The 24393-nt window shown below is 63.7% G+C and carries 27 protein-coding genes; 10 read left to right on the forward strand and 17 right to left on the reverse strand.

Going from position 1 to position 24393, the window contains the following annotated elements:
* Positions 1-40: 40 nt before the first annotated feature.
* Together ASG84_RS22135 and ASG84_RS22140 are read right to left on the reverse strand one after the other, a co-directional pair.
* Positions 41-1837, reverse strand: coding sequence for an ABC-F family ATP-binding cassette domain-containing protein (locus ASG84_RS22135; RefSeq protein WP_057479144.1), 1797 nt, complete (start codon positions 1835-1837; stop codon positions 41-43).
* On the reverse strand, positions 1837-2772 hold the full coding sequence (locus ASG84_RS22140; RefSeq protein ID WP_057479320.1) for a 4-(cytidine 5'-diphospho)-2-C-methyl-D-erythritol kinase: 936 nt from the start codon (positions 2770-2772) through the stop codon (positions 1837-1839). The genes ASG84_RS22135 and ASG84_RS22140 overlap by 1 nt, the downstream gene beginning before the upstream one ends.
* A 214-nt stretch (positions 2773-2986) precedes the next feature.
* Here ASG84_RS22140 and ASG84_RS22145 point away from each other — a divergent pair, with 214 nt between their 5' ends.
* The 3 genes from ASG84_RS22145 (at position 2987) to ASG84_RS22155 (ending at position 5409) form a co-directional block, all read left to right on the forward strand.
* A complete protein-coding gene (locus ASG84_RS22145) occupies positions 2987-3976 on the forward strand; it encodes a helix-turn-helix transcriptional regulator (protein ID WP_057479145.1) in 990 nt (329 codons plus the stop codon).
* Positions 3977-3988: 12 nt separating this feature from the next.
* The gene (locus ASG84_RS22150; RefSeq protein WP_057479146.1) at positions 3989-4804 is read left to right on the forward strand and encodes a DNA/RNA non-specific endonuclease; all 816 of its coding nucleotides are present in this window, start codon (positions 3989-3991) and stop codon (positions 4802-4804) included.
* 101 nt (positions 4805-4905) lie between these two features.
* The gene (locus ASG84_RS22155; protein WP_057479147.1) at positions 4906-5409 is read left to right on the forward strand and encodes a hypothetical protein; all 504 of its coding nucleotides are present in this window, start codon (positions 4906-4908) and stop codon (positions 5407-5409) included.
* Positions 5410-5412: 3 nt separating this feature from the next.
* Here the strand turns inward: ASG84_RS22155 and rsmA are convergent, their stop codons facing one another.
* From rsmA to ASG84_RS22170, 3 genes are all read right to left on the reverse strand, one after another.
* A complete protein-coding gene (rsmA, locus tag ASG84_RS22160) occupies positions 5413-6288 on the reverse strand; it encodes a 16S rRNA (adenine(1518)-N(6)/adenine(1519)-N(6))-dimethyltransferase RsmA (RefSeq protein WP_057479148.1) in 876 nt (291 codons plus the stop codon).
* Positions 6289-6310: 22 nt separating this feature from the next.
* Complete coding sequence (locus tag ASG84_RS22165; RefSeq protein ID WP_057479321.1) at positions 6311-7438, reverse strand: resuscitation-promoting factor; 1128 nt, start codon at positions 7436-7438, stop codon at positions 6311-6313.
* A 101-nt stretch (positions 7439-7539) separates the two neighbouring features.
* Positions 7540-8367 (reverse strand): TatD family hydrolase, encoded by an 828-nt coding sequence (locus ASG84_RS22170; protein WP_057479149.1) that lies wholly within the window; start codon positions 8365-8367, stop codon positions 7540-7542.
* A 21-nt stretch (positions 8368-8388) separates the two neighbouring features.
* Here ASG84_RS22170 and metG point away from each other — a divergent pair, with 21 nt between their 5' ends.
* On the forward strand, positions 8389-9933 hold the full coding sequence (metG, locus tag ASG84_RS22175; RefSeq protein WP_057479150.1) for a methionine--tRNA ligase: 1545 nt from the start codon (positions 8389-8391) through the stop codon (positions 9931-9933).
* Positions 9934-10004: 71 nt separating this feature from the next.
* Here metG and ASG84_RS22180 read toward each other — a convergent pair whose 3' ends face one another.
* Positions 10005-11384 carry a WS/DGAT/MGAT family O-acyltransferase gene (locus ASG84_RS22180; RefSeq protein ID WP_057479322.1) on the reverse strand — a complete coding sequence of 460 codons (1380 nt, stop codon included), beginning with the start codon at positions 11382-11384 and terminating at the stop codon, positions 10005-10007.
* Between the two features lie 171 nt (positions 11385-11555).
* Here ASG84_RS22180 and ASG84_RS22185 point away from each other — a divergent pair, with 171 nt between their 5' ends.
* Together ASG84_RS22185 and ASG84_RS22190 are read left to right on the forward strand one after the other, a co-directional pair.
* A complete protein-coding gene (locus ASG84_RS22185) occupies positions 11556-12575 on the forward strand; it encodes an alpha/beta hydrolase (RefSeq protein ID WP_057479151.1) in 1020 nt (339 codons plus the stop codon).
* Positions 12576-12589: 14 nt separating this feature from the next.
* Positions 12590-13018, forward strand: coding sequence for an SRPBCC family protein (locus ASG84_RS22190; protein WP_057479152.1), 429 nt, complete (start codon positions 12590-12592; stop codon positions 13016-13018).
* A 4-nt stretch (positions 13019-13022) separates the two neighbouring features.
* Here the strand turns inward: ASG84_RS22190 and rsmI are convergent, their stop codons facing one another.
* A complete protein-coding gene (gene rsmI / locus ASG84_RS22195; RefSeq protein WP_235581793.1) occupies positions 13023-13865 on the reverse strand; it encodes a 16S rRNA (cytidine(1402)-2'-O)-methyltransferase in 843 nt (280 codons plus the stop codon).
* An 88-nt stretch (positions 13866-13953) separates the two neighbouring features.
* On the opposite strand from rsmI, the gene ASG84_RS22200 reads away from it, so the two are divergent.
* Complete coding sequence (locus tag ASG84_RS22200) at positions 13954-15465, forward strand: dolichyl-phosphate-mannose--protein mannosyltransferase (protein ID WP_057479323.1); 1512 nt, start codon at positions 13954-13956, stop codon at positions 15463-15465.
* A gap of 9 nt (positions 15466-15474) precedes the next feature.
* Here the strand turns inward: ASG84_RS22200 and ASG84_RS22205 are convergent, their stop codons facing one another.
* The 3 genes from ASG84_RS22205 to ASG84_RS22215 form a co-directional block, all read right to left on the reverse strand.
* Entirely contained in the window at positions 15475-15897 is a 423-nt protein-coding gene (locus ASG84_RS22205; protein ID WP_057479154.1) for a DoxX family protein, read from the reverse strand.
* A 66-nt stretch (positions 15898-15963) separates the two neighbouring features.
* Entirely contained in the window at positions 15964-16332 is a 369-nt protein-coding gene (locus ASG84_RS22210) for a GntR family transcriptional regulator (RefSeq protein ID WP_057479155.1), read from the reverse strand.
* A 10-nt stretch (positions 16333-16342) separates the two neighbouring features.
* A complete protein-coding gene (locus ASG84_RS22215; RefSeq protein ID WP_057479156.1) occupies positions 16343-17011 on the reverse strand; it encodes an SDR family oxidoreductase in 669 nt (222 codons plus the stop codon).
* Between the two features lie 64 nt (positions 17012-17075).
* On the opposite strand from ASG84_RS22215, the gene arsC reads away from it, so the two are divergent.
* A complete protein-coding gene (gene arsC / locus ASG84_RS22220) occupies positions 17076-17423 on the forward strand; it encodes an arsenate reductase (glutaredoxin) (RefSeq protein ID WP_057479324.1) in 348 nt (115 codons plus the stop codon).
* A 61-nt stretch (positions 17424-17484) separates the two neighbouring features.
* A complete protein-coding gene (soxR, locus tag ASG84_RS22225) occupies positions 17485-17985 on the forward strand; it encodes a redox-sensitive transcriptional activator SoxR (RefSeq protein ID WP_082521152.1) in 501 nt (166 codons plus the stop codon).
* On the opposite strand, the gene ASG84_RS22230 is transcribed toward soxR, so the two are convergent.
* From ASG84_RS22230 to ASG84_RS22250, 6 genes are all read right to left on the reverse strand, one after another.
* Complete coding sequence (locus ASG84_RS22230; RefSeq protein WP_057479158.1) at positions 17901-18803, reverse strand: SDR family oxidoreductase; 903 nt, start codon at positions 18801-18803, stop codon at positions 17901-17903. The two genes, soxR and ASG84_RS22230, sit on opposite strands and share 85 nt — an antisense overlap.
* Before the next feature lie 74 nt (positions 18804-18877).
* A complete protein-coding gene (locus ASG84_RS28020) occupies positions 18878-19048 on the reverse strand; it encodes a hypothetical protein (RefSeq protein WP_200936654.1) in 171 nt (56 codons plus the stop codon).
* 72 nt (positions 19049-19120) lie between these two features.
* Positions 19121-19795, reverse strand: coding sequence for a ScbR family autoregulator-binding transcription factor (locus ASG84_RS22235; protein ID WP_057479325.1), 675 nt, complete (start codon positions 19793-19795; stop codon positions 19121-19123).
* Positions 19796-19984: 189 nt separating this feature from the next.
* A complete protein-coding gene (locus ASG84_RS22240; RefSeq protein WP_235581794.1) occupies positions 19985-20419 on the reverse strand; it encodes an effector binding domain-containing protein in 435 nt (144 codons plus the stop codon).
* Entirely contained in the window at positions 20416-20871 is a 456-nt protein-coding gene (locus tag ASG84_RS22245; RefSeq protein ID WP_057479160.1) for a GyrI-like domain-containing protein, read from the reverse strand. Before ASG84_RS22245 ends, ASG84_RS22240 begins: the two co-directional genes overlap by 4 nt.
* A 137-nt stretch (positions 20872-21008) precedes the next feature.
* Positions 21009-22196 carry an MFS transporter gene (locus tag ASG84_RS22250; RefSeq protein ID WP_057479161.1) on the reverse strand — a complete coding sequence of 396 codons (1188 nt, stop codon included), beginning with the start codon at positions 22194-22196 and terminating at the stop codon, positions 21009-21011.
* 85 nt (positions 22197-22281) lie between these two features.
* Between ASG84_RS22250 and ASG84_RS22255 the strand changes: the two genes are divergently transcribed.
* Positions 22282-23172, forward strand: a complete 891-nt coding sequence (locus ASG84_RS22255; protein WP_057479162.1) for a LysR family transcriptional regulator — start codon at positions 22282-22284, stop codon at positions 23170-23172.
* 128 nt (positions 23173-23300) lie between these two features.
* Here ASG84_RS22255 and ASG84_RS22260 read toward each other — a convergent pair whose 3' ends face one another.
* Positions 23301-24182 (reverse strand): glycosyltransferase family 2 protein, encoded by an 882-nt coding sequence (locus ASG84_RS22260; RefSeq protein ID WP_057479163.1) that lies wholly within the window; start codon positions 24180-24182, stop codon positions 23301-23303.
* Between the last annotated feature and the right edge of the window lie 211 nt (positions 24183-24393).

The following is a 24393-nucleotide window of genomic DNA, read 5'->3' on the forward strand; positions in this document are numbered from 1 at the left end:
GTTCCGCAGGCTCCACTCCGGCCACATGCGGCGGAGCCGCTCACTCGAGCTCGGCGGCCAGTTCCATCCACCGTTCCTCGGCCACGTCCTTGTCCGCCAGGACCTGCTTGAGCTCGGTGTCGAGAGCAACGAGCTTGCCCTGCTCGGTGGACGCGTCGACGAGTTCGGCGTGCAACTCGACCTCACGCTTGGACAGACGCAGGACGAGCTTCTCGAGCTTGCTGAGTTCCTTGCGGGCCGCGCGCTCCGAGGCCGCATCGCGGGTTGCCTTGCGCGGTGTCCCGCCGGTGGTCAACGAGTCCGGCGTCGCGTCGGCGGCGAGAACAGCCCGCCTGCGCAGGTACTCCTCGATGCCGCCGGGCAGGTTGGTGAGTTTGCCGTCACCGAACAGCGCCCACGTCGAGTCACAGATGCGTTCGATCAGGTACCGATCGTGACTGATGACGACGAGCGTGCCCGCCCAGCCGTCCAGGATGTCCTCGAGCTGCTGCAGGGTGTCGATATCCAGGTCGTTGGTGGGCTCGTCGAGCAGCAGCACGTTCGGCTCGGCCATCAGGACTCGCGTCAATTGCAGGCGGCGGCGTTCGCCACCGGACAGGTCACCGACCGGCGTGCGCTGGCGGGCGGGCGTGAAGCCCAGCCTCTCCGCGAGCTGCCCGGCAGAGATCTCCTTGTCGCCCAACGTGATTCGCTCGGCCACTTCCTTCACCGCGTCGAGCACCCGGAGCTTCTTGGGCAGGTCGTCCAATTCCTGCTTCAACCAACCGATCTTGACGGTCTGGCCCTGAATGCGCTTACCCGAAGCAGGTTGCAGTTCACCGGCAAGCGTGCGGAGCATGGTCGTCTTACCCGAACCGTTGACGCCGACGAGACCGACGCGCTCGCCGGGAGCCAGACGCCAGGTGAAGTCCTTGACCAGCTCACGCCCGTCGGGAGTTTCCAGGCGCGCGTCCTCCAGTTCGATGACGACTTTGCCCAGCCGACGCTGCGCGAAGGAGGACAGTGCGACGGAGTCACGAGGCGGCGGAACATCGGCGATCAAGGCCTCGGCGGCCTCGATTCGGTACTTGGGCTTGGACGTCCGGGCGGGAGCGCCGCGGCGCAGCCACGCGAGTTCCTTCCGGGCGAGGTTGCGACGCCGCTCCTCGGATGCGTCGGCCTGACGGGATCGTTCGGCGCGCGCGAAGACCCAATCGTTGTAGCCACCCTCGTAGGTTTCGATACCGCCCCCGACGACCTCCCACGTCTGATTGGCGACGGTATCGAGGAACCACCGATCGTGAGTGACCACGACGAGTGCGCTGCGACGCGAAACAAGGTGCGCAGCGAGCCACTGCACTCCCTCGACGTCCAGGTGGTTGGTGGGCTCGTCGAGCACGAGCAAGTCCAGGTCCTGCACGAGCGCGGCAGCCAGCGCGACGCGACGGCGCTCGCCGCCGGACAGATTGTCGATCGAGGCGTCCAGCCCGGAGCTGCCGACCGGTCCGAGATCGGCGATGCCGATGCCCGTCAGGATGTTGCGCACCCGAGAATCACCGGCCCATTCGTGCTCGGCCATGCCGAGCGGGTCGAGCACAACCTGGCCGACGGTCGACCCGGGAGGCAACACCCCGCGCTGGGTCACGACGGCCATCCGCAGGCCGTTGACTCGGCTGACGCGTCCCGAATCGGGCGGTTCGAGACCGGCCAGAACCTCGAGCGTGGTGGTCTTACCGCCGCCGTTGAGGCCCACCATGCCGATGCGTTCGCCCTCCTGCACGCCGAGGGATACGCCGTCGAGCAGCGGCTTGACGCCGAAGGACTTGCTGACGTTTTCGAGATTGACGAGATTGACCATCAGGAAAAACCAATCGATTCATTAGTGACAACACGAGCGCCGGGAACCGGCCCACTCGCAACACGGACGGTGCGGCACACGCCGGCACCGGACAGTTCAGCGCTCACCGACACCGCCGCGTCGGCGTCGGCGCAGAGAAACGCACACGTGGGGCCCGAGCCCGAGACGATGCCCGCCAACGCCCCGGCCGTCACCCCTGCGCGAAGGGTGCGACGCAGCTGTGGCATCAGCGACACCGCAGCAGCCTGCAGATCGTTGCCGAGCAACGGCGCGAGGGCACGCGCATCACCGGACGTGAGCGCATGCATCAGATCCTCGGTGCCGCCGAGGCGAGGCGGACTGCCTTTGGCGCGCAACTCGTCGAGTTCGTTGTACACCGCGGGCGTCTGCAGACCGCCCTTGGCCAACGCCAGTACCCAGTGAAAACTGTTGCGCGAGAGCACCGGAAGCAACTTCTCACCGCGTCCTGTTCCCACCGCAGTGCCGCCGTGCAACGAGAACGGTACGTCGCTGCCGAGGTCTGCAGCGACGTCGTCCAGCTCGTCCCGAGAGAGATCCAGATGCCACATCGCATTGAGGGCCACCAGAGTCGCAGCAGCATCGGCGCTTCCACCTGCCATGCCTCCGGCCACCGGAATGCCCTTGTCGATGGTGATCTCCACCGACGGCTCACGGCCGACTCTTTCGCCGAGCAGCACCGCGGCCTTCCACACCAGATTCCGCGAATCGGTGGGAACCACCTTCGCGTCGTCGCCGCGCACCCGAACCGACAGCGACGTGGCCGGAATCACCGACAGCTCGTCGGACAACGAGAGCGCCTGGAACACCGTCGTCAACTCGTGAAAGCCATCGGGACGCAGGTCACCGACCGCGAGATGCAGATTCACCTTCGACGGGGCCCGTACGACAACGGGTGTGGGAACGACAGACAGCACGAGTAACCACAGTAGTGGAGAAACAGCGGCCGAGTTCACCACCGGACCGCCCACCTGGGGGTACTCAATGTCACGTCGAGTGGACTGGAGTGCAGCCTGCGGAACGACCATCGAGCACTTTCGGGGGTCGATGTCACGTCGAGTGGACTTCGGTGGCGGGGCTGGGTCGCTAAAAGGGACCGAAGGTGTCCGCATTCGGTGGCATCGTGTGGATATGAAGGAAACCTCGGCCCGGCTGTTGCGGCTGTTGTCGCTCCTGCAGACCCGTCGCGACTGGGCGGGTGCGGAGCTGGCAGAGCGGCTCGATGTCACTCCGCGGACGCTGCGACGCGATGTGGACAAGCTGCGCGATATCGGATACCCCGTCAATGCCACGCCGGGGGTCGGCGGCGGCTATCAGCTCGGCCCCGGCGCGGAGATGCCGCCACTGCTGCTCGACGACGACGAAGCACTGGCGGTGGCGTTCGGCTTGCAATCCGCCGCCGGCGGGTCGGTGGCAGGCATCGGCGAGGCGTCGCTGCGGGCCTTGACGAAGCTGCGTCAGGTGATGCCGTCGCGCATCCAGCATCGGCTCGACGCGCTGCGCATCGACGTGGTGGAACAGACGCCACGTTCGGCGGTGGATGCCTCGGTGCTGTCGACGGTGGCGGCGGTGTGTCACCGGCACGAGCGGCTCCGATTCGACTACCGCAAACACGACGGTTCCGAGTCCAGGCGTGAGGTGGAGCCGTACAGCCTGGTGCGGGCGGGAGCGCGCTGGTATCTCCTGGGATGGGATGTGCTGCGGGAGGATTGGCGATCGTATCGAGTCGATCGTCTGATTCCGAAGATCCCGACGGGTCCTCGGTTCACCCCGCGCGAGCTGCCTGCCGGCGGGGCTGCCGCGTTCGTCTCGAAGGGTATCGATCGCGCGTTCACTCAGGTGCAGGCGAGGATCGCGCTGCATGCACCGATCGAGACCATCGCTCCGATGATCGACGAACAATGGGGCGCAATCGAATCCATCGACGAGCACACCTGCGCTGTGATTCTGTCCGGCGATTCGCTGCCGTCGATCGCGCGGTGGCTGGCAGCGTTCGATACCGATTTCACCGTGCTCGATCCACCAGAACTACGTGACGAATGCCGAGTCGTCGCCGAGCGGCACGCGAGACTGACCGACCGGTACCTGGCGGCGGTTCACTCTCCGGTAACCGACGCGTGAGTCAATGGACCGATGACGTCACCACTCGGTTTCGACCCGGAGTTTCTGTCCGACATCGACGTTCCTCTGCCCGATCGCGCAGGCCTGGTGGTGCTGCCGTACACGCACTTCTCGGTGTCCATCGACCCCGATCGACGCCTCGCCGCGGTCACCGGCGTCAACATCGACGGCATGAGCTTAAAAGACGTCGAGCGGGGCGACGACTGGCGCTTGGACGACCGACTGCCGGCGTCACAGCAGGCCGGTAACGAGCTGTACAAGAACAACGACCTTGATCGCGGGCACCTGGTTCGCAGGCGAGACCCGGTGTGGGGCGAGCTGCCGGTGGCCACTCGCGCCAACCAGGACACATTCCACTACACAGTCTGCGCTCCGCAGACGGCCACGCTGAACCAGTCCAAAACACTGTGGCTGGGGCTCGAGGATTACGTTCTGGGCTACGCAGAGCAATACGGCCAACGACTTTCGGTGTTCAGCGGCTGCATCTTCGCCGACGACGATCCGATCTACCGAGGCATCGCAATTCCGCGGCAGTTCTTCAAAATCGCTGTGTGGTCGCAGGATTCGAGTCCTGCGTGCACCGGCTACGTGCTGGACCAGTCGCCGTCCCTCGACCCGATCCTCGACAAGCCGCTGCGACTCGAGACCGATCCCCCGCCCCTCGGCCCCTACCGGACGTACCAGGTTCCGGTCGCCGACATCGCGTCCGCCACCGGTCTCGAACTGAGCCTGCTCATCGACGCCGATCGGTACGCACCGGTGGCCGCGGCCCGTGCCGAGGCGTCGAGGTGGACCGAGCTGACGCGACTGTCTGACATCCACCTCTGAACGAACCAAGTGGTTTGATATGAAATCGTGACGCGCACAATCGATGGATGCCAATAGCATTGCTCAGCATCTGACGGAACGTCGAAGAACAGGGGTCCGACATGCGTAGACGATGGACGACGGCACTGGTGGCGCTGGCGATGACGGTGGCCGCACTGTTCGTCTCGGGTGGCACGGCGGCGGCCGCGCCGCACTCCCATCTCGCGACCGTATCGATCCCGAGCGCGTACCCCTGGGAAGCGCCGTACACGCTCGAGGTCAACGGCTACAGCGGCCTTCGATCCGACTTCGGCGGGCCGTATCACGCATTCCTTGCGATCACCGCGCAGCCGCCGACCACCGACCCGATCTACAGCCAGAACTGGCGTTTTCTGTCGTTCGCTTCGCACACCGAAGTGCAGTGGCGCAACACGACGACCGGGGCCTCGGGCGTCGCACACGAGGACAGGAATGCGCGGTATCCGTGGGGTGAGGCGTACATCGACACCGGTCTCGGGTGGGTCGAGTACACGATCACGGTCACCTCTGGAGCATTCGTTCAGCAGCTGAATCCGCAGCGGGTCACGTCGTCCGGCGCACTCGAAGTGTCCATGAATCCGTTCTGACGGTCAGGCTTGCGTAGCGGCCAAACGGACGAAGGCTGCGGCGTCGATGGTCTCGCCGCGTGCCGTCGGGTCGATCCCGGCCTCGCGGAGGCGTCGTTCGGCGGCAACCGGGGAACCGGCCCACCCGGCCAGGGCTGCTCGTAAAGTCTTGCGCCGCTGCGCGAATGCGGCATCGATCGCGGCGAAGACGGCCTTGCGATGCGCTGTGTCCGTCGGCCACGGTGGCTCGGCGTACCGATCGATGCGAACCAGGCCCGACTCGACCTTGGGCACCGGCCAGAACACCGAACGGCCCACTGCGCCTGCCCTTTTGACATCACCGAAGAATCTGGCCTTGACGCTGGGAATGCCGTAGATCTTGCTTCCCGGTACCGCGGCCAGTCGATCGGCGACCTCGGCCTGGACCATCACCACGGCCACCCTCAGGCTCGGCAGTTCCGAGAACAGATGGATCAGCACGGGAACGGCGACGTTGTAGGGAAGATTGGCCACCAGGGCGGTCGGCTCGCCGGCGATGTCTGCTGCACGGATACGAAGGGCGTCGAACTCGATGACCGTCAGGCGGTCGGCCAGAGTCGGGGCGCGGTCGGCCACCGTGATCGGCAGACGGGTCGCGAGCTTGGGGTCGATCTCGACCGCAATGACGGCCTCGGCGACATCGAGCAGCGCGAGTGTCAGCGATCCGAGCCCTGGACCGACCTCGAGCACCGTGTCCTGCGGGCCGACGCCCGCCGAGGCGACGATGCGTCGAACGGTGTTGGCGTCGTGGACGAAATTCTGCCCGAGCTGTTTGGTGGGCCGAACATCGAGCTCGGCGGCGAGAGAACGGACCTCGGCAGGACCGAGCAGAGCCGCAGCTCCCCTCACATGTTCGGACACTGGGGAGACTCTACTGAGGCGATCAGCGATAACCCAAGCGCGAGGTGCAGGCAGGCCATGCGCCCCAGCCTTGCGACTTCTGCGTCACCGAGGCGATGGCGATCTGCTCTTCGCGGGTGGCAAGGTCTGCACGTGGAGCGTATTTGAGGCCGCCCTGGCGTTCCCAGGTGTTCTGGTCGAACTGCACGCCGCCGTAGAAACCGTTGCCGGTGTTGATGGCCCAGTTGCCGGTGGCCTCGCACTGAGCGAGCGCGTCCCAGATCGCACCGTTCTCCACGGGCGGAACCTCGGTACCGGGCTTGGCTCCGACGCGCACGGTCTTCGGCTGCGCCGGCACCTTGACCACTTCGTCGACCTTCTCGCGTCCGACCTCGACCCCGTTGACCATGTTGATCTTCCAGGTGATGTCGGAGACACCGGGAGCGCCGGGGTTCTCGACGACGGTCTTGCTCATGTTCATCGCCGGATCCTCGATGCGCTGTTCCGGGGCATCTGTATCGGTGGTCTCGGTCTTGGTGACGGTCCGATCGCGCGTCACGACGATCTCCGCGCCGTCGGTGACGGTGGCGTCGGGATCCGGGGTGACGGTATCGGCCTCTTCCAGCGGCTTACCCGCTGCTTCGAGGAATTCACGCACGGTCGGTGCGGCCAGGGTGAGCGGTGTGACCGGCGATCCGCCGTCGACCAGTGAGACCTTCTTCGGGAGAGCCACATCGAGCTCGGTTCCGTCGAGGGGCAGTCGTTCGGACCTGGACGCGGACACATGGACGTCCTCGGCCAGACCGGTCTGCTGCAACGCCTCGTCGACGGTCAAGGCGGTGGTCCAGATGTCCTCGGGCTTACCGTCCACGTTCAGCGTGATCTCGCGCGCGCGGCGCAACACCACGGTGTCGCCGTCGCTCAGTCCGGAATCGGGGGCGGGAACAACCAGATCCTTGTCCGACGGCGCGTAGCCCGCATCGACCAAGGCACTGTTCACGTCGGTCTTCATCGTGCTGAGGGAGATCATGTCGCCGTCGACGTCGATGGTCACGGTCTTGTGACGGCTCACGGCCATCACGCCACCGGCGACGAGCGTCATCAACAGGGCCGCGACGACCAGGTAGAGCGTGGTCGAACGGGCGGAGTTAAGACGTCTGATAGTCGACAAGTTTCGTATTCCTGGCGGTTGCGAGCGTGACTCGGTACGCAAAACGCCGAGTTCGGTCACGGTACGGTAACGAATTAGTACCCACGCCGCAACTTCAGCTGCTACAGGCCGTACACCCGCTCGGCATTGGCCGTCGCGTGCGCCGCCAGCTCGGCAGGATCCTGGCCGCGCACGTCGGCCAAGGCTCTGGCGGTGTACGGCAGGCAGTAGGGCTCGTTCGGTGCGCCACGGAACGGATGCGGAGTCAGGAACGGTGCGTCGGTCTCCACCAGCACCAACTCGTCGGGCACCAGCACCGCGGCCTCACGCAAAGCGTGCGCATTCTTGAAACTGACGGTCCCGGAGAAGCTGAGAACGTAGCCGGCGTCGACGCAGGCCTTCGCGGTCTCGGGACCGCCGGAGAAGCAGTGGAAGATCACGGTCTCGGGTGCACCTTCCGACCTCAGCACCGCCAGTAGATCCTCGTCGGCCTCGCGGTTGTGGATCATCAGCGGCTTCCCGAGCCGCTTGGCGAGGTCGATATGCCAGCGAAAGCCCTCGTGCTGCTCGGCCACCGTCGCGCAACCGTCGAGCTTGCCGGGCCAGTAGTAATCCAGCCCCGTCTCACCGACGGCAACCACACGCGGATCGGATGCCAATCGCTCGATCTCCGCCTTGGCGTCGTCGTCGAGCACGTTCGCGCGGGTGGGGTGAATGGCCACCGCGGCCCACACCCGCGAGTCCCAGGACGCAGCGTCGACGGCGAAGCGCGCAGCATCGAGATCGTCGGCGATGGTGACCACTCGGGAGACGCCGACGGACTCGGCCTTGTCCACGATCGCGGCCACACTCGCCGCGTCGGTCGCGCCGCACGCATCGAGGTGGGTGTGCGCGTCGACGAGGGTGCCGACGGGCTCGGGCAACGGTGGTGCGGGACGGTCTCTACTCACGATCGTTAGAGTAGGCGCACCATGACTGCGCCAGCTGATGCCTCACGGCCACCCTTCTACGTCACCACGGCGATCGCGTACCCCAACGGCGCTCCCCACATCGGGCACGCCTACGAGTACATCGCCACCGACGCCATCGCGCGCTTCAAGCGCCTCGACGGTTACGACGTGCGATTCCTGACGGGAACCGACGAGCACGGGCTCAAGATGCAGCAGACCGCTCAGACCGAGGGCGTCGACGTACGCGAACTCGCCGCTCGCAACTCCGATGCGTTCCAGACGGCCCAGGATCTGCTGAAGATCTCGTACGGACGCTTCATTCGCACCACCGACGCCGATCACCACGCCGCGAGCCAGGAACTGTGGAAGCGGATGGAAGCGAACGGCGACATCTACCTGGACTCGTACTCCGGCTGGTACTCGGTGCGCGACGAGGCGTTCTATACCGAGGCCGAAACGACTCTCGGTGAGGACGGCTCCCGCGTCGCGACGGAGACGAACACTCCGGTCGAGTGGACCGAGGAGTCGTCGTACTTCTTCCGGCTCTCGAACTACCAGGACAAGCTTCTCGAGCTGTACGACGCGTCGCCGGACTTCATCGCACCGAACACACGCCGAAACGAGATCGTGAATTTCGTCAAGGGCGGACTGCGCGATCTGTCGATCTCGCGCACCACATTCGACTGGGGTGTACCGGTTCCCGGCGATCCCGCGCATGTCATGTACGTGTGGGTCGACGCGCTGACCAACTACCTGACCGGCGCCGGCTACCCGGACCTCGAGTCCGAATCGTTCCGCACGTTCTGGCCTGCCGATCTCCACGTCATCGGCAAGGACATCACTCGCTTCCACACCGTCTACTGGCCGGCGTTCCTGATGTCCGCAGGCATCGAGCTCCCCAAGCGGGTGTTCGTGCACGGGTTCTTGAACGTCAAGGGCGAGAAGATGTCCAAGTCTCTCGGCAACGTGCTGGACCCGCAGTCGTTGGTGGAGAACTACGGTCTCGATCCGGTGCGCTTCTTCTTCCTGCGCGAGGTCTCGTTCGGTCAGGACGGCAGCTACAGCCACGAGGCCATCGTCGCCCGCGTCAACGCGGATCTGTCCAACGAACTCGGCAATCTCGCGCAGCGTTCGTTGACGATGGTCGCGAAGAACCTGGAAGGACAGCTTCCGACACCGGGCGACTTCACCGCCGAGGACGAGGCGATGCTGGCCCGCGCGGACGCGCTGTTGGATATCTGCCGACGCGAATTCGACGTGCAGGCAATCCATTCCGCGCTCGAGGCGATCTGGTCGGTACTCGGTGAAACCAACCGCTACTTCTCGCTGCAGCAGCCGTGGGTGCTACGCAAAACTGATCCCGATCGCATGGCCACCGTGCTGTACGTGACGATCGAGGTGCTCCGCATCGTGAGCATCCTGGCGCAGCCCGTCATGCCCGATTCCGCGTCTCGCATCCTCGACCTGCTCGGTGCGTCCAACCGCGAATTTGCCGATGTGACAACACGTTCGGTACCCGGTACCGCCCTACCGACCCCGACGCCGGTGTTCCCCAAGTACGAGTAGAGCGCTCCGCGCATGTGAGCGAAAGTTCGACCCCCACTACGAATTTTCGTTCACATGCGGCGAAGCCGCTCTCACAGGGTCTTTTCCAGCTCCTCCAACGTGTTCTCCAGATGCGTCAGCATGCGCTGCAGATGCGGAACACTGCGTCGGCACCCGATGAGTCCGAAGTTCAACGAATCGCCGTTGCTGGCGACGGTGATGTTGAGCGCCTGCCCGTCGACCACGATCGACGCCGGGTAGATGCCATCGAGTTTCGCGCCGTTCCAGTACAGGTCTTCCTTGGAGCCCGGCACGTTCGAGATGACGACGTTGAACGGCGGCGGGGTGTAGTCCACGAATCCCGGAACCGGCCCGAACAGCAACGGAGCCATGGTGATTGCGCCGACGGCAAGAGCTTCGAGGGTATTGAGTTCGCTCATCATCTGCTTGCCCTTGACGGTCGAATCTTTGATGCGCTCGAGCCGCAGCAGGGGATCGGATTCGTCGGTTCCCAGATTGCACAGGATTGTCGTCACGGAGTTACCCGCATCCTTGCTGTCGCCCTCCTTGCGCAGCGACACCGGAACCATGGCGATCAGGGGCTCCTCGGGCAACGCGTTCTGGTCGATGAGGTACGCGCGCAACGCTCCGGCGCACATCGCGAGCACCATGTCGTTGAGCGTGGCGTCGAGCGCGGTACCGACCTTGCGAATGCGCTCGATCGACCAACTCTCGGCGGCGAATCGACGGGCTCCACCGATCGGCACGTTGAGCATCGTCCTGGGTGCCTGCAGCGGTAGCTGTGCACCCTGTTTCTTCAACGCGCGCAGCCCGATTCGAGCGGATGCCGGCGCGAAATCCACCAGGTCGCCGGCAATCTTGCGTCCCAACGAGAGCCCGCTTCCGAGCTGCGCCAAACGCCCGGGCTGCTCGGCATCGGCTTGCTTCGTGCGCTTGCGGAACAACGACGGGTCCCAGGTGGCCACCCCGTTGCGATCGTCCGGATCGTTCGTGAGCGTGCGCATCGACAGCTTGAGAGCGCTGACGCCGTCGACCAAGGAGTGATGCATCTTGGTGTACAACGCAATTCGTCCGTCGGCCAGCCCCTCCACGATGTGCAGTTCCCACATGGGCCGGTACCGATCCAGCGGTGCACTGTGAGTGAGAGACAAGAACTGGAACAACTCACGGATGCGTCCCGGTGAGGGCAGCACGGTGCGTCGGACGTGGTATTCGAAGTCGACGTCGGGGTCGTAGGCCCACGCCAGGTTTCCCATGATCTGTACGGGCCGGGCAGGCCGCTTGCGGAACAACTCGTGTACCTCACCGGTGGTGAACTTGTGGTGCACCTCCTGGGCGAACTCGTGCGGATCGCCCGGGGGAACGAACAGCTGCAGCCCGCCCACGTGCATCGGGTGCTCCCGTGACTCGGCGATCAGAAACATCGATTCGGTGATGGGCATGAGTGCCATGAGCTGTCCTTTTTCCATTTGTTTTATGTCACGGTACGGCACCGAATGTGACTCAGAACACGACCTTACGTGCGCTCACGAAAACCCACCCGCTATTGTCCGTTACCAGGGGTTCCAAATAGAGCGGGGTTCCGACGCACGGCGCACACGCTCCGCGCAACGACAACGGGGATGGAGGCGACGGCTATGAATCCGGCGCTCACCGTAGTGAAATCGACCGATCCGGCGGCCACCGCACGCCGCCGTGACATCCGTGGCGCGAGCCTGCAATCACAGATCCTGTCCAAGTACCTGCAGTTCACCGTTCGGCCGTTTCTGACGGTGTGGGCGCAGGCTCCTTCCCTCCCATGGCCGATGGGGCTGGTCGACTACGCCGGGCTTCTCGTCCCACAGATCAGCGGCACCACACGCAGTCGCGTCATGCTCGCCGAGTGCGAGGCCGAATGGATCCGAGCCGAGGGCACCGGAACCGATCGTGTCGTTCTGTACCTGCACGGAGGAGCCTTCGTCTGCTGTGGCCTGCGTACCCATCGCCGAATGACCTCCCAGGTCTCCAAGCACGTCGACGGCCCCGTGCTCTCGGTCGACTACCGCATGATGCCGCGCAATCCGATCAATCATGCCGTCGAGGACGGCGTCGACGCGTACCGCTTCCTCCTCGATTCCGGCTACCGCCCGGAGCAGATCGTCCTGGGCGGCGATTCGGCCGGCGGGTATCTCGCGTTCATGGTCACCTTGGCACTGCGCACCGTCGGCCTGCCAGCACCGGCAGGGATCTTCACCATGTCCCCGCTGACCGATATGGACCCCTCCCGCAAACTCGACCACGAGAACGCGTCGAAGTGTTCGGTGTTTCCGTCCAATGCGGTTCCCGCACTGACTGCATTGGCCGATCGCGTCGATGCGCGCATCGTCGTCGAGGGCCAACGGGGCCCACGGGTCTCCCCCGTCGACGGTGACCTCACGGGTCTGCCGCCGGTGTTGATTCAGGTCGGTTCGACCGAAATGGTCTATGCCGACTCCGAACTCATGGCTCAGCGCCTCGCGGTTGCCGGAGTCGACTGCGAACTTCAGGTGTACGAGGATCAGGTCCACGTGTTCCAGGCAGCCGATTTCGTTCCCGAGGCCCGACGCGCGTTACGCGCCATCGGCGAGTTCGCCCGCAACGTCAGCCCCCGTACAGAAAGCTGAGATACCTTCTCCCCATGGCAGTCACAGTGAACAAGTCCGTCGATATCGACGCCGACGCAGCGACAATTCTCGACGTCCTCGCGGATGTCGAAGGCATCCCCTCGTGGTCTCCGGTGCACAAGAAGTGCGAGGTGGTCGATCGATTCGAGGACGGTCGACCGAACCACGTCAAGATGAACGTCTCGATAATCGGTGTCAACGACGAGCAGTTGGTCGAATACACCTGGAGCGAGAACGAGGTGTCGTGGACCTTGGTGGAAAGCGATCAGCAGAAGGCCCAGGACGGCCGATACACGTTGACGCCCAAGGGCAACGGCACCCACGTCGAGTTCGAGCTGACGGTCGACCCGAAGATTCCGCTCCCAGGCTTCCTGGTGAAGAAGGGAACCAAGACCATCCTCGAGGCGGCGACCGAAGGACTGCGTCAGCAAGTAGTGGGCTGACCCGCTACTGCTCTTTCCGCGCAGCGAGAACCGCCTCGTAGACCTCACGCTTGGACACGCCGTCGACCGCCACCTGGGCGCAGGCGTCTTTCAACCGCATGCCCGACGCCACCAGCGTTTCCACGTCGGCGACGAGATCCTCGGGCTCCCCGGCGACGGCGACAGCGCCTTCGAGTACGACGGTGATCTCGCCGCGCACTCCGCCTCTCGCCCAGTCGAGCAACTCCCCCAGGCCGCCGCGTCGGACCTCCTCGTAGGTCTTGGTGAGCTCCCGGCACACCGCGGCGCGGCGGTCGGGACCGAGTACGTGCACGGCGTCCTCGAGACACGCCACGAGGCGATGTGGGGCCTCGAAGAAGACGATGGCCCGTGGTTCGGCGAGCACCGACTGGAAGTAGGTGCGTCGCTGGCCCTGCTTGCGCGGCGCGAACCCGTCGAAGCAGAACCGTTCGACCGGCAGACCCGACAACGCGAGAGCAGTCGTGACGGCCGACGGACCGGGCAGACAGGTCACCGGCAGATCCGCCTCGACGCATGCAGCCACGAGCCGGTAGCCGGGATCACTCACCGACGGCATCCCGGCGTCGGTCACCAAAAGCACCGTCTTGCCCTCGGCCACGGCTTCGACCAGGGCCGGCAGGCGAGCCGTCTCGACCTGGTCGTAGAAACTGACCACCCGCCCTGCGATCACCACGCCGAGCGAGGACGCGAGTTGTTTGGTGCGCCGAGTGTCCTCGGCGGCGACGACATCGGCACTGCCGAGGGCATCACGCAGGCGCTGCGAGGCATCACCGACGTCGCCCATCGGGGTGGCGGCAAGGATGAGCATGTCTTCAGTGTCCCGCATGCAGTGCAGCGAACTGCATGCACCGCGCATCAACGCCTACGATCGGTACGTGACCTTGCTGACCTCTGAGCGCTCCGGCGACCGGTCGATGGTCAGTCCCGGGCCCACGGTTGCCGCGCGCGACTGGTTCCACGACACCGATGCCAAGCGCGGCTGGATCGTCACTCTTGTCATCACCGCCATCTGTGCGATCACGCGATTCACGATGCTGCGCTACCCCACCGACGCAGGAACCCCGGTCTTCGACGAGAAGCACTATGCCCCGCAGGGCTATCAGGTACTCACCGGCGGCGGACTCGAAGACAATCCTGCCTACGGCCTCGTGGTTCATCCACCGGTCGGCAAACAGCTGATCGCCGTCGGAGAAGCGCTGTTCGGTTACAACGGGTGGGGTTGGCGGTTCTCGTCGGCCGTGGCCGGAACACTGTTGGTGCTGTTGGTGATTCGTAACGTTCGACGCCTCGCACGGTCGACACTGGTCGGTGCGATCGCCGGGATCCTGCTGACCGTCGACGGGGTGACCTTCGTCAGCAGCCGGATCGGCATGCTGGACATCTTTCTCGCACTGTTCGTCACCGCGGCACTGGGCTGCCTGATCGTCGACCGCGACGACATGCGGCAACGATTGTCGAGGGTGCGTGACGAAGGCCGAATGAACGCAAGTGCGTTCGGTCCGCGCATGGGTGTGCGATGGTGGCGATTCGGAGCCGGCATCATGCTGGGGCTCGCCTGCGGCACCAAGTGGTCGGGCCTGTACTTCATTGCGTTCTTCGGATTGCTCAGTGTGGCATTCGATGTGGCCGCACGTCGCTCGTACGGCGTCCAGCGTCCGTGGCGAGGAACGGCAGTGCGAGACATCGGGCCTGCGCTCTACGCGTTGGTCGTCGTTCCTATCGCGGTGTATCTGATGACGTGGTGGGCGTGGTTCACCTCAGAAACGGGCGTCTACCGGCACGAGGTCGGCAGCGGCATCGGAGTCGGAGGCCCGTTCTCTTTCGTTCCCGACGCACTGCGGTCCCTGTGGTTCTACAGCGGCAGTGTGCTGCAATTCCATGAGGGACTGACCAATTCGGCCGGCAACCGGCATCCGTGGGAATCGAAGCCGTGGACGTGGCCGATGGGTCTGCGTCCGATGCTCTACTACTTCGCCGACGGCGAGAGCGTGTCCGGCTGCTCGGCGTCCTCGTGCGTGAAGGCCATCATGCTCATCGGCACACCCGCGATGTGGTGGCTGGCGCTGCCGATGCTGGCCTGGACGATCTGGTCGGTAGCCGTTCGGCGCGACTGGCGTTATGCCGCAGTGCTGGTCGGATACTCCGCAGCTCTCCTGCCCTGGTTCACCACACTGGACCGGCAGATGTACTACTTCTACGCGGTGGCGCTCGCTCCGTTCATGGTGATGGGCTTCGCGTTGGTGCTGGGAGACATCATCGGCAAGGCGACGGCATCAGCGGAACGGCGAGGTACCGGGCTCCTACTGGTTGCCCTGTACCTCGCCGTGGTGATCGCGAATTTCGTCTGGTTGTGGCCGATCCTCACCGCGATGCCGATCACTCCGGAGATGTGGCAGCAACAGCTGTGGTTACCGAGTTGGCGTTAGGCCGACCGACTACGCAAGCAGCGCTGTCTTGCCTTTGGTGAGCCCGTCGATGCTGATGCGTCCGGCACCGAATGCGGCCAGCAGCAGCGCGCCGACGCCGAGGGCGACGACGAGTTCGTAGCCGTTGTCCGCTGCGAACACACCGTGCTCGAAGTGGACGAAAATCGCCGCTCCGAGCATGTCGAGGAAGAGCAGCAGGCCTGCGATGGGAGTAAAGATTCCCAGGATGAGCGCGCCGCCGCCGATGAGTTCCACGAAGGTGGCGAAGTAGGCGGACGCCGTGGGGAGCGGGATGTTCATCATCTCGAAGCTGGCCGCGGCACCGTCGAGGCCGTAGGTGTTCAGCTTCTGCCAGCCGTGGGCAATGAAGACGACTCCCAGGCCGATGCGGGCTACGAGGGCGACGGCGTCGCGGACGAGGGTGGAGTTCATTGGACATCCTTCTGACACGACTACATGGGCCGCACCACGATGTCAGAACTATGTTGAAGCGTCAACTTAGCGGTCGCTTGCACCCTTCAGCGCCGACTCCAGGAAGGATCGCGCCTGATCGTCGCCCAAGCCGATCGAACGGACGGTCTTGACGAACTCCGTCGCCGCCCGTGCCGCGATATCGCGCGAGGGATCGCCACCCGAAGCGACGAACGAACCCGATCGTCCGCGTGTCTCGATGACACCTTGCTGTTCCAGCTCTCGGTACGTCTTGGCTACCGTGTTCGGAGCGATCTTCAGCTCCTCGGCGAGACCGCGAACCGTCGGAATCTTGGTGCCGGCGATCAGATCTCCGGATCGCACCAGCCCGAGGATCTGCATCCTCAGCTGCTCGAACACCGGTGTCGTGTTCGACGGATCGATATGAACGCGCACAGTCCGTGCCTCAACCAACCGCGTCGACTGCGTCGACGATCGACGTCGAACCGGACGTCAACATCAGAATCTTGTTCACTGCTTTGCCGGTATCGAGCAGCTGCGCGATCACGGCGGCCACATCGGCACGCGTCACCTCGCCGGCCTCGAGGGGCGGCTCGGTGAGCGACACCGAATCCGTGGGATCCTCGTCCGTCAGTTTGCCGGGACGCAGAATCGTCCAGTCGAGACCGGATCTCGCCGAAACATTCTCTTCGGCAGCGGTTTTGGCGTTGATGTAAGCCTTCCAGCCGTCATCCAGATCCTCTGCCACCGGCTCTCCGGCACCGAACGAGCTGATCAGCACGTAGCGACGAACACCGGCCTTCTCGGCTGCGTCGGCCAGCAGTACCGCACCTGCTCGATCGACGGTGTCCTTGCGCTCGGGACCGCTGTTGGGCCCGGCACCGGCTGCGAACACCACGCCGTCGGCACCCTCGAGCACGGCCGCCAACTCGTCGACGGAGGCAGACTCGAGGTCGATCACCTGGGGCAACGCACCCAATGCGGTGACAGCATCGACGTGGTCGCCGTTGCGAATCAGCGACACCGCGCGATCGCCGTGCGCCGTCAACACCTGCGTCAGGTGCTGCGCGATCTGGCCGTGCCCACCTGCAATGACAATCCGCTTGTCGGTCATGAAAACAACTCCCGTTCCTGGCGTGAATCTGTCGGCGGGCTACCCGCGTGGCAGGATTGCAAACATGACCGCCACCGCGACCATCTATCACAATCCCCGGTGCAGCACATCGCGCACGGCGTTGAAATTGATCGAGGAAGCGGGCGTCACTCCGCGAGTGATCCGATACCTGGAGTCACCGCCCACCGACGGCGAGCTCCGCACCCTGCTCGCCGACGCCGGTCTCGAACCCCGGCAGGCTGTTCGCACCCGAGAGAGCATCTACAGGGAACTGGAGCTCGGATCCGCGGACGACGATACGTTGATCGCGGCGATGATCGAGCACCCGATTCTCATCGAACGCCCAATTGTGGTGACAGAGAAGGGAACCGTGCTGGCACGACCCGCCGACAAGGTGCACACCGTTCTCTAGCTCATGGCCTCGGCGAGCGGCCGCACCGCAAGAAGTCAGGACCTCGAGTAATGTCGAGGTCGTGCCGATGCCCGAGTGGAACGTTCGCGAGCTGACTCCAGGCCAACTCTCCGAGCGCAGTGGAGTCGCCGTGTCTGCACTCCACTTCTACGAGAAACAGGGTCTGATCACCAGCCGCCGAACCACGGGGAATCAGCGCAGATTTCACCGCGAAACCTTACGACGGGTCGCGTTCATCCGTATCTCACAGAAGGTCGGAATTCCGCTGGCGGAGATCAGGCGAGCACTGAGCGATCTTCCGGACGAGCGGACGCCGACGCGCGAGGACTGGGCCCGACTCTCGACGCGGTGGCAGCGCGAACTCGACTCTCGCATAGAACAATTGACCAGGCTGCGTGACAACCTGACCGGGTGCATCGGCTGCGGATGTCTATCTCTTGCCGGCTGCGCTCTGGCCAATCCGCACGACGAACTGTCTCACTCGGGTCCGGGTGCACGCACGCTGGACGTCGACTTCGACGCCCCCTCGACGCGACGCGGCACCAGCAACCTCGAGAATTGATCGTTGGCCCGCTGCAGCACGAATTCGTAGGGCGGCGAGAACTTGCGTGCCATCCAGTAGCCGAACCTGATGTCGTTGGAGGAGTACACGAGGTACTTGCGCTTGGCGATTCCGGTGAGGATGGCATCGGCGACCACGGACGGTTCGACGGCACGCTTCTCGAATCGGTGCTGCAATTTCTGCACCCGCGGATCGTCGCGATCGACGCCGGCTATCTGAAGTGTGTCCACCAGACCGGTTTTGACGCCGCCCGGAACCACCAGGCTGACGCCGATTCCATGGCGCTTGAGGTCGTACTTGAGTACCTCGGACACTCCGCGCAAACCGTACTTGCTTGCGCTGTACGCAGCGTGCCAGGGCAGAGGAATCAAACCGGCCGCAGACGAGACGTTGACCAGATGGCCACCGCGTCCGGCCTCGACCATCGGCGGCAGGAACTTCTCGATGATGTGAATCGGCCCCATGAGATTGACATCGACCATCGACTTCCAGTGCCGGTGCTCGAGATTCTCGACGGTTCCCCACGCCGAGATACCGGCGATGTTCATCACGACGTCGAGGCTGCCGAACTCGGCATGGATGTCGTCCGCGAACGCGGTGACCGCCTCGAAATCGGACACATCGAAGGGCAACGAATGGCTGACGGTACCGCCCGCGCGGCCGACCATGTCCACCGTCTCGGCCAATCCCGAGGCGTTGATATCGGTGAGGAACAGCTCCGCTCCCACCCCTGCGGCAGCGATAGCCGTCGCCCGACCGATTCCGCTGCCCGCGCCCGTGATCAACGTCTTTTTGCCGCGCAGATCGTAAGTAGCCATCGAAGCCTGTATCCCCCACCGGTTGCCACGTTCAGTTCGATTTCGACCCTACGCGGTGACGACCGACTGGGTTGTCACAATCTGTGCGACATCTCGTCTCGGTAGTCGGCAATGGTGTGCTCGATACGCGCAGCGTCGTCGTCCGCACCGCGTTTGCGCGCATCGTCCGCGCGCTGCTGCAAGGTGCCGATCGCCTTCCGCAGTTCGTTGTCCGACATTCTCGATTTCTGAACAGTGTGTTCCATATCACACAGTGTGCCCGGCACGAAGGAGCCCGGCAAGCACTACCCGATCACGAAACTGCTCGGCGGATCTGTTCAGACGGTGACGGATGCAGAGGTGATGTTCTCGCGTACGAAACTGGACAGACTGCGTGCTGCGAATTCACGGAAGTAAGGGAGCTTGTCGGCGGGCACGAGCGACGGAAGCACGGTGTTCCACACTTTCTCCATCCTCGACGGCGCGTCTTCGAGACGTGACTGCGCCTCGGACACCATCAGGACTCCGGCGAGCATCTCGCACACCAGCAGTGCCGCGTTGCCCGCGTCCAGGTGATCGGCAACGTCGCCGTGCTCGATCGCGCGCTCGAAAAGATGCTCGAAGATGTTTCCCCAGGTACCGAATACGCTGCCACGCGCAGTGTCGGAACCGTCGATCTCCATCTGCAGCCGGTACATGACTCGAACCAATGGATCCGAGGCCGCGAGCTCGAGCACGGAGTACGAGATTCCGATGACCGATTCGAGGGCTGGGCTACGACTGTCCACCAGGCCGGCACACGCGGTCGACACCCGTTCGTGACCTTCGTCGACGATTGCGCGGGCCAGCTCTTCCTTGGACGCGAAGTGGAAGTAGAGCGCTCCCTTGGTCACGCCGGATTGCGCAGAAACCTGACTGAGTGTGGCATTTGCATGCCCAACCTCGAGGAAGAGATCTGCCGCGGCGCGCAGTGCTGCTGCGCGTGTTGCTTCTGCTCTGAGTTGTCTGACCATGTTGCTGCACCCCTGCTCTGTCGACCTTGCGATGACATCGACGCCCTGTCCTTGCTGCCTGCCCGTCGAACTGACGGCGTGCGGGCCGAATTGACGACGACCGATCGGGCCGACAGCGTTCGACAATAGTAACCGGTTCGATGCTGACTTTGTGATTCGAAAGTGACAATTGCGTGAAGAAGGTTCTGTCTACAAAACAATTGAAATGAAAAGTTCCACTTCTCCAGATCTTGTAACGACTTCCACTTCCTCTTTGTACGCCCGAAAAATTGCCCCGGACGCCACACAGTCGTCGACCTGAGCCCACACGTCCTCGATAGGGTCGGCCAGAGAACCACTCGGCGTGAATACTGCAAACACACCGGTCGGTATTGAAACGAACACATCTCCCGCATCGACATCAGCGGGAGAATCCACCGGAACAGCGACGACTGCATTGACCGTGCCGTGCGCGTCCGGCACGTACACCGTAGTAACTTCGTTCGCGCTGATATGCTTCTCGCGCAACCGATCTCGCAAAAATCCCATCCATTCGCTGCCACTGGATTCGGCACCCGCGTCCACTCGCGGCGCTACCAATCCACTGAACAGTTCTGCACTGCGCGCTGTCACCCGAAAAGTCACGATGAACCACCGGGCAGAGTGATCGCCAAATAGAGATCGATTTTGTATGCGTGCGGATAGCACTCGTAATCGCCGGTGAACGATCGCACTATCTCGCCCTGCTCCTCGGCATGATCGATCTGAGTCCACAGTCGAGTGAGAACCTCGGGGAAATACCCCACTGCAGAAAATCGTGCGTATTTCCCGGCGGGAACTTTTGCTACCAGATGCCCGCGCGCAACTTGCCCGAGAGACGAACAGAGATAACCGACTATCTGCGTGTTGTAAGAGCCGATACCGGGCGCGAAGTCGGTGTAAATGGAGGCCAGCGGACCCGACGTGTCCTGATTGAGCACCGCAGACCAGGCCTGGTCCAAAGCGGGATCGTTCAGCCTGCCGAGTGCCCGTTTGGGACTGCGGACCGGAAGACCGGCGACCCACGTTTCGGGGAGGTCGACGATCTCGAACGACATTCACACTCCAAGAGAGATTGCAGGGCAGATCCTGTGCTCGGAACCGGTCCGGTCGAGGATATCGCCCGTCAATCTACCGGCCCGACGGGCACGTCGATCGTCAATCGATCAACCATACCGTCAGTCCGTTTTGATTGCTAAGCAACTTCTGCCTTGCCGGCCGACCTCAGGTGTCGAACCGCCAGCGCAGCGACGACCACGACGAAACCGCCGACACTGAGCCACGGCAGCAGATCGATCGCCGACGCGGCGAAGGTGCCACCGACGAAGCCGCCTGCAGCGATGGCAAGGTTGATGAGCGCGACGTTGAGCGTCGCAGCGAAACCGCCGCCCAGTGCCACGACCGCGGTGGTCACGATCGGAAGCGCGGCCATCTGCGCGGCACCCCACACCGCCAGTGCGGGGAACACGACGGCAGCGGACCCACCGGACAGGGCGAGCGCGGCCACCGCCGACATCGCAATCACGGCGAGCACAGTCACCCAGAATGTATCGGCGCGTCCGCCCAGGTAGCCCCCGATGGCATTGCCCAGCAATCCCGCTACGCCGAAGACCCCCAGCCCCACCGAGATGCCGCCGGAACCCATTCCGGCCGACTGCTCGAGGTATACCCCGAGGTACGGAAAGAAGAAGTTGGACGCGAGCAGAATTGCGACGGCAACACTCAGTAAGCCGAGCACGCCGGGAACGGTGACCACCCCTAGTTGGTGAAAGCCCCCGCGGACCCCCGTCCCCTCGATTCGACGGGGCAGCACAACCCACAGACCCACTGCCAGCAGCGCTCCGAGCCCGGCCAGCGCGACGAACACTGCACGCCACCCGGCGACCCCGCCGAGGTAGGTACCGATCGGTGCCCCGAGGAACATGGCGCTCATCAGACCTCCGAAGACCAGAGACACGGCCTTTCCGCGCGCCTCTGGGGCAACGAAGGTGGTGACTGCGCTGACGGCCACACCCAGCGCAACTCCCTGTGTAGCAGCGGACGCGATGCGTCCGACCAGCAGCACGGGCAGTCCGGGTGCCACTGCGGCAACCAGGTTCGCTGCCGCGAATACGACCAGAAGCGCGGTCAGCAGCGCACGTGGGTGACGGTGGGCCAGCGCGAGGCCCAGCGGCATGGCAAGGATCCCGACGGAGAGGGCATACAAGGTGACGGTGAGCCCGGCGGCACCGACTGTGGTGTCCAGATCTCGGGCCAGCTGAGGAACGAGTCCGATGGCCACGAACTCAGCCGTTCCGATCACGAACGCGACGGCGGCGAGCAACAGGACGGAAGGCGACAGCAGAGATCGCTGCTGTATGTCGGCAGAAACGGTGGACGTCATGCCGACGACGCTAGAACCGAAGCGGTATAGGATCAAAGACCAATTTACAGTTCTGTGTATAGGCAATCACTATAGGAGTTGGCGAATGAGCATCCGCCAGTACGAATATGCACTCGCTGTTGCCGAGGAGGGGTCGGTGACCGCGGCGGCCGAGAAGCTCCGCGTCGCTCAACCGTCGGTCTCGCAGCAGATCAGGTCACTGGAGAAGGAACTCGGCGTGCAGCTGTTCGTCAGGACTTCCCGCGGACTGAGCCTCACCGTCGCCGGACGCGCCTTCGTCAAAGAAGCATCGATTGCGGTGTCCGCCGCTCGCCGAGCTCGCGCTGCCGCGACGGCATGCTCCGGAACAGTTGCCGGCGAGCTGGTCGTCGTCGTCGAAACCGGACTCGGGATGTGTCAACTGCCGCGAGCAATCGGCGAGTTGCGGCGGCGGTATCCCGGCTTGGAGGTGACCCTGTACGAGGAGTCGGACCCTCAGGCAATCGACCGTTTGGTGCGCACCGGCGAGGCTGACCTGGTGCTCTCCAGCGACTACGGCCACTACGATCCGAACGCCACGGTCATCGGCGTGGAATCGTATGTCGTCTTACTGTCCGGAGGTCACCCGCTGTTGAGCAGGAAAGTGTTGACGCTGAAGGAGCTGGCACCCCAGCCGTGGGTTCGACTTCGACGGGGTAGTGCTCGCGACGACGTCATCACGCACGCACTTCGATCGCACTCGTTGTCGGTCTCGACGGTCGCTCGGGCATCGCAACTGGCCACCGCAGTGAAGCTTGCTTCGGAGGGTCTGGGCGTCACTCTCATACCGGCCTCGGCCGTCCCACCCGGATACGGACACCTTGCGCGTCCGATCGATCCGCCGGTATCGCATGCCGTTCGAGCAAGCGTCCGCTCGCCGTCCGGTCCCGCCGAGTCTGCATTGCTCGATTATCTGAGCCACGAGAATTGGTGCGGACTCGACCTCGTTCGCGCCTGAGACCCGACATTCGATTCCCGCTATTTCGGGCGAATCGGACTTTGTCGTTATTGTTCCGAGCGAGTCGGAAACCGAGAAAACCGACGATTCGTCACATTGTTGTCATTCATTGTCGAGCAACCGAGAATTCACTTCCCGGACGCAGCCGCAAATCGATTTTCACGAATTGCGGACAGATGACGGTCCGATGTAACGCTTGCGTCGGAATGCGATACCGGGAGAATGCGCGATTCACAGGTGGACAGCATGCGCGTCAACGGCCAATGAACAGTGTGCAAGATCATGTCCCCGACCAGCAATCGACGCAGCGACTTGTTTGCCAGGTTGTGGAACGCCCAGGTCCGGTAGGAACTCAGGACATAGTGGCGGTACTCCAGGGGCGGCGTGAGCAGTCGACGCCCCGATACCTCTACGCACATGGACTTGATCTGTGCGATGCGCAGCCCGACGCGGTAGAGACACAGCGACAGATCGATGTCCTCGTGCAGGTCGGTTCGCACACTCACTCGGCCGCGGGCCGCCTCCCAGGCGGAGCGACGAATGGCGAAGTTGTTGCCGGACGCTGCAGATACCCACAGCTCATCGGGCTTGCGCCTGGTTGTGTACTTGACGAAGGCTCGGTAGGGAGCAGCCCAGGGCGAGTCGTAAAGATTGATCGGGCCGGTCACCGCGGCGTAGTCCAACCGTCGATCGAAGAAGTCCAGAACCGATTTCGCCCAGCCGGCGCTGACGTGTGTATCGGCATCGATGCGGCCGATGATCGATCCGCTCGCGTGATCGAAGCCGGTGTTCCGGGCGTGCACGACGCCTCGCTCGGACTCGGCCACGAGCGTCACCATCGGGAATCGACGACGGCGATCGAGCACTATCGCGGCAGTGTCGTCGGTGGAGTTGTTGTCGACCACGATGATTTCGTGAATGTGTTCTTGCTGCTCGAGCAATGCATCGAGGCATTCACCCACGTGGGCGGATTCGTTGAATGCAGGAACAACGACCGAAAGAGTGTTCACCCGTGCCAACCCCTGACGAATTGTTTTTGGCAACCGTGTGGCTCGATTCGCTTGCAGAATTCATTGGTCCCGAAATGCGAGCCGCGGACGAATTCGATGGTACCTCACTATGACGCGGGGACAATTCGTCGATTTATGCGCAGTAAACAATACGAATTACGTTCAGGTATCGCCGAACATACTCGAAATCGCAAGACGGACGCCTGAACCA

Origin of the sequence: Rhodococcus sp. Leaf278 (assembly GCF_001426085.1) — a bacterium.
Classification (GTDB): Bacteria; Actinomycetota; Actinomycetes; order Mycobacteriales; family Mycobacteriaceae; genus Rhodococcoides.

Bases quoted from the DNA above. Each gene is read 5' to 3' on its own strand.
- ASG84_RS22185 (WP_057479151.1), top strand. From the start codon at position 11,556: ATGGAGGCGACGGCTATGAATCCGGCGCTCACCGTAGTGAAATCGACC.
- ASG84_RS28020 (WP_200936654.1), bottom strand. From the start codon at position 19,048: ATGGAACACACTGTTCAGAAATCGAGAATGTCGGACAACGAACTGCGG.
- ASG84_RS22150 (WP_057479146.1), top strand. From the start codon at position 3,989: ATGACGTCACCACTCGGTTTCGACCCGGAGTTTCTGTCCGACATCGAC.
- ASG84_RS22145 (WP_057479145.1), top strand. From the start codon at position 2,987: ATGAAGGAAACCTCGGCCCGGCTGTTGCGGCTGTTGTCGCTCCTGCAG.
- ASG84_RS22215 (WP_057479156.1), bottom strand. From the start codon at position 17,011: ATGACCGACAAGCGGATTGTCATTGCAGGTGGGCACGGCCAGATCGCG.
- ASG84_RS22205 (WP_057479154.1), bottom strand. From the start codon at position 15,897: ATGAACTCCACCCTCGTCCGCGACGCCGTCGCCCTCGTAGCCCGCATC.
- rsmI (WP_235581793.1), bottom strand. From the start codon at position 13,865: ATGCGGGACACTGAAGACATGCTCATCCTTGCCGCCACCCCGATGGGC.
- ASG84_RS22155 (WP_057479147.1), top strand. From the start codon at position 4,906: ATGCGTAGACGATGGACGACGGCACTGGTGGCGCTGGCGATGACGGTG.
- ASG84_RS22230 (WP_057479158.1), bottom strand. From the start codon at position 18,803: ATGGCTACTTACGATCTGCGCGGCAAAAAGACGTTGATCACGGGCGCG.
- ASG84_RS22135 (WP_057479144.1), bottom strand. From the start codon at position 1,837: ATGGTCAATCTCGTCAATCTCGAAAACGTCAGCAAGTCCTTCGGCGTC.
- ASG84_RS22180 (WP_057479322.1), bottom strand. From the start codon at position 11,384: ATGGCACTCATGCCCATCACCGAATCGATGTTTCTGATCGCCGAGTCA.
- ASG84_RS22190 (WP_057479152.1), top strand. From the start codon at position 12,590: ATGGCAGTCACAGTGAACAAGTCCGTCGATATCGACGCCGACGCAGCG.
- arsC (WP_057479324.1), top strand. From the start codon at position 17,076: ATGACCGCCACCGCGACCATCTATCACAATCCCCGGTGCAGCACATCG.
- ASG84_RS22245 (WP_057479160.1), bottom strand. From the start codon at position 20,871: ATGTCGTTCGAGATCGTCGACCTCCCCGAAACGTGGGTCGCCGGTCTT.
- ASG84_RS22235 (WP_057479325.1), bottom strand. From the start codon at position 19,795: ATGGTCAGACAACTCAGAGCAGAAGCAACACGCGCAGCAGCACTGCGC.
- ASG84_RS22255 (WP_057479162.1), top strand. From the start codon at position 22,282: ATGAGCATCCGCCAGTACGAATATGCACTCGCTGTTGCCGAGGAGGGG.
- metG (WP_057479150.1), top strand. From the start codon at position 8,389: ATGACTGCGCCAGCTGATGCCTCACGGCCACCCTTCTACGTCACCACG.
- ASG84_RS22200 (WP_057479323.1), top strand. From the start codon at position 13,954: ATGGTCAGTCCCGGGCCCACGGTTGCCGCGCGCGACTGGTTCCACGAC.
- ASG84_RS22250 (WP_057479161.1), bottom strand. From the start codon at position 22,196: ATGACGTCCACCGTTTCTGCCGACATACAGCAGCGATCTCTGCTGTCG.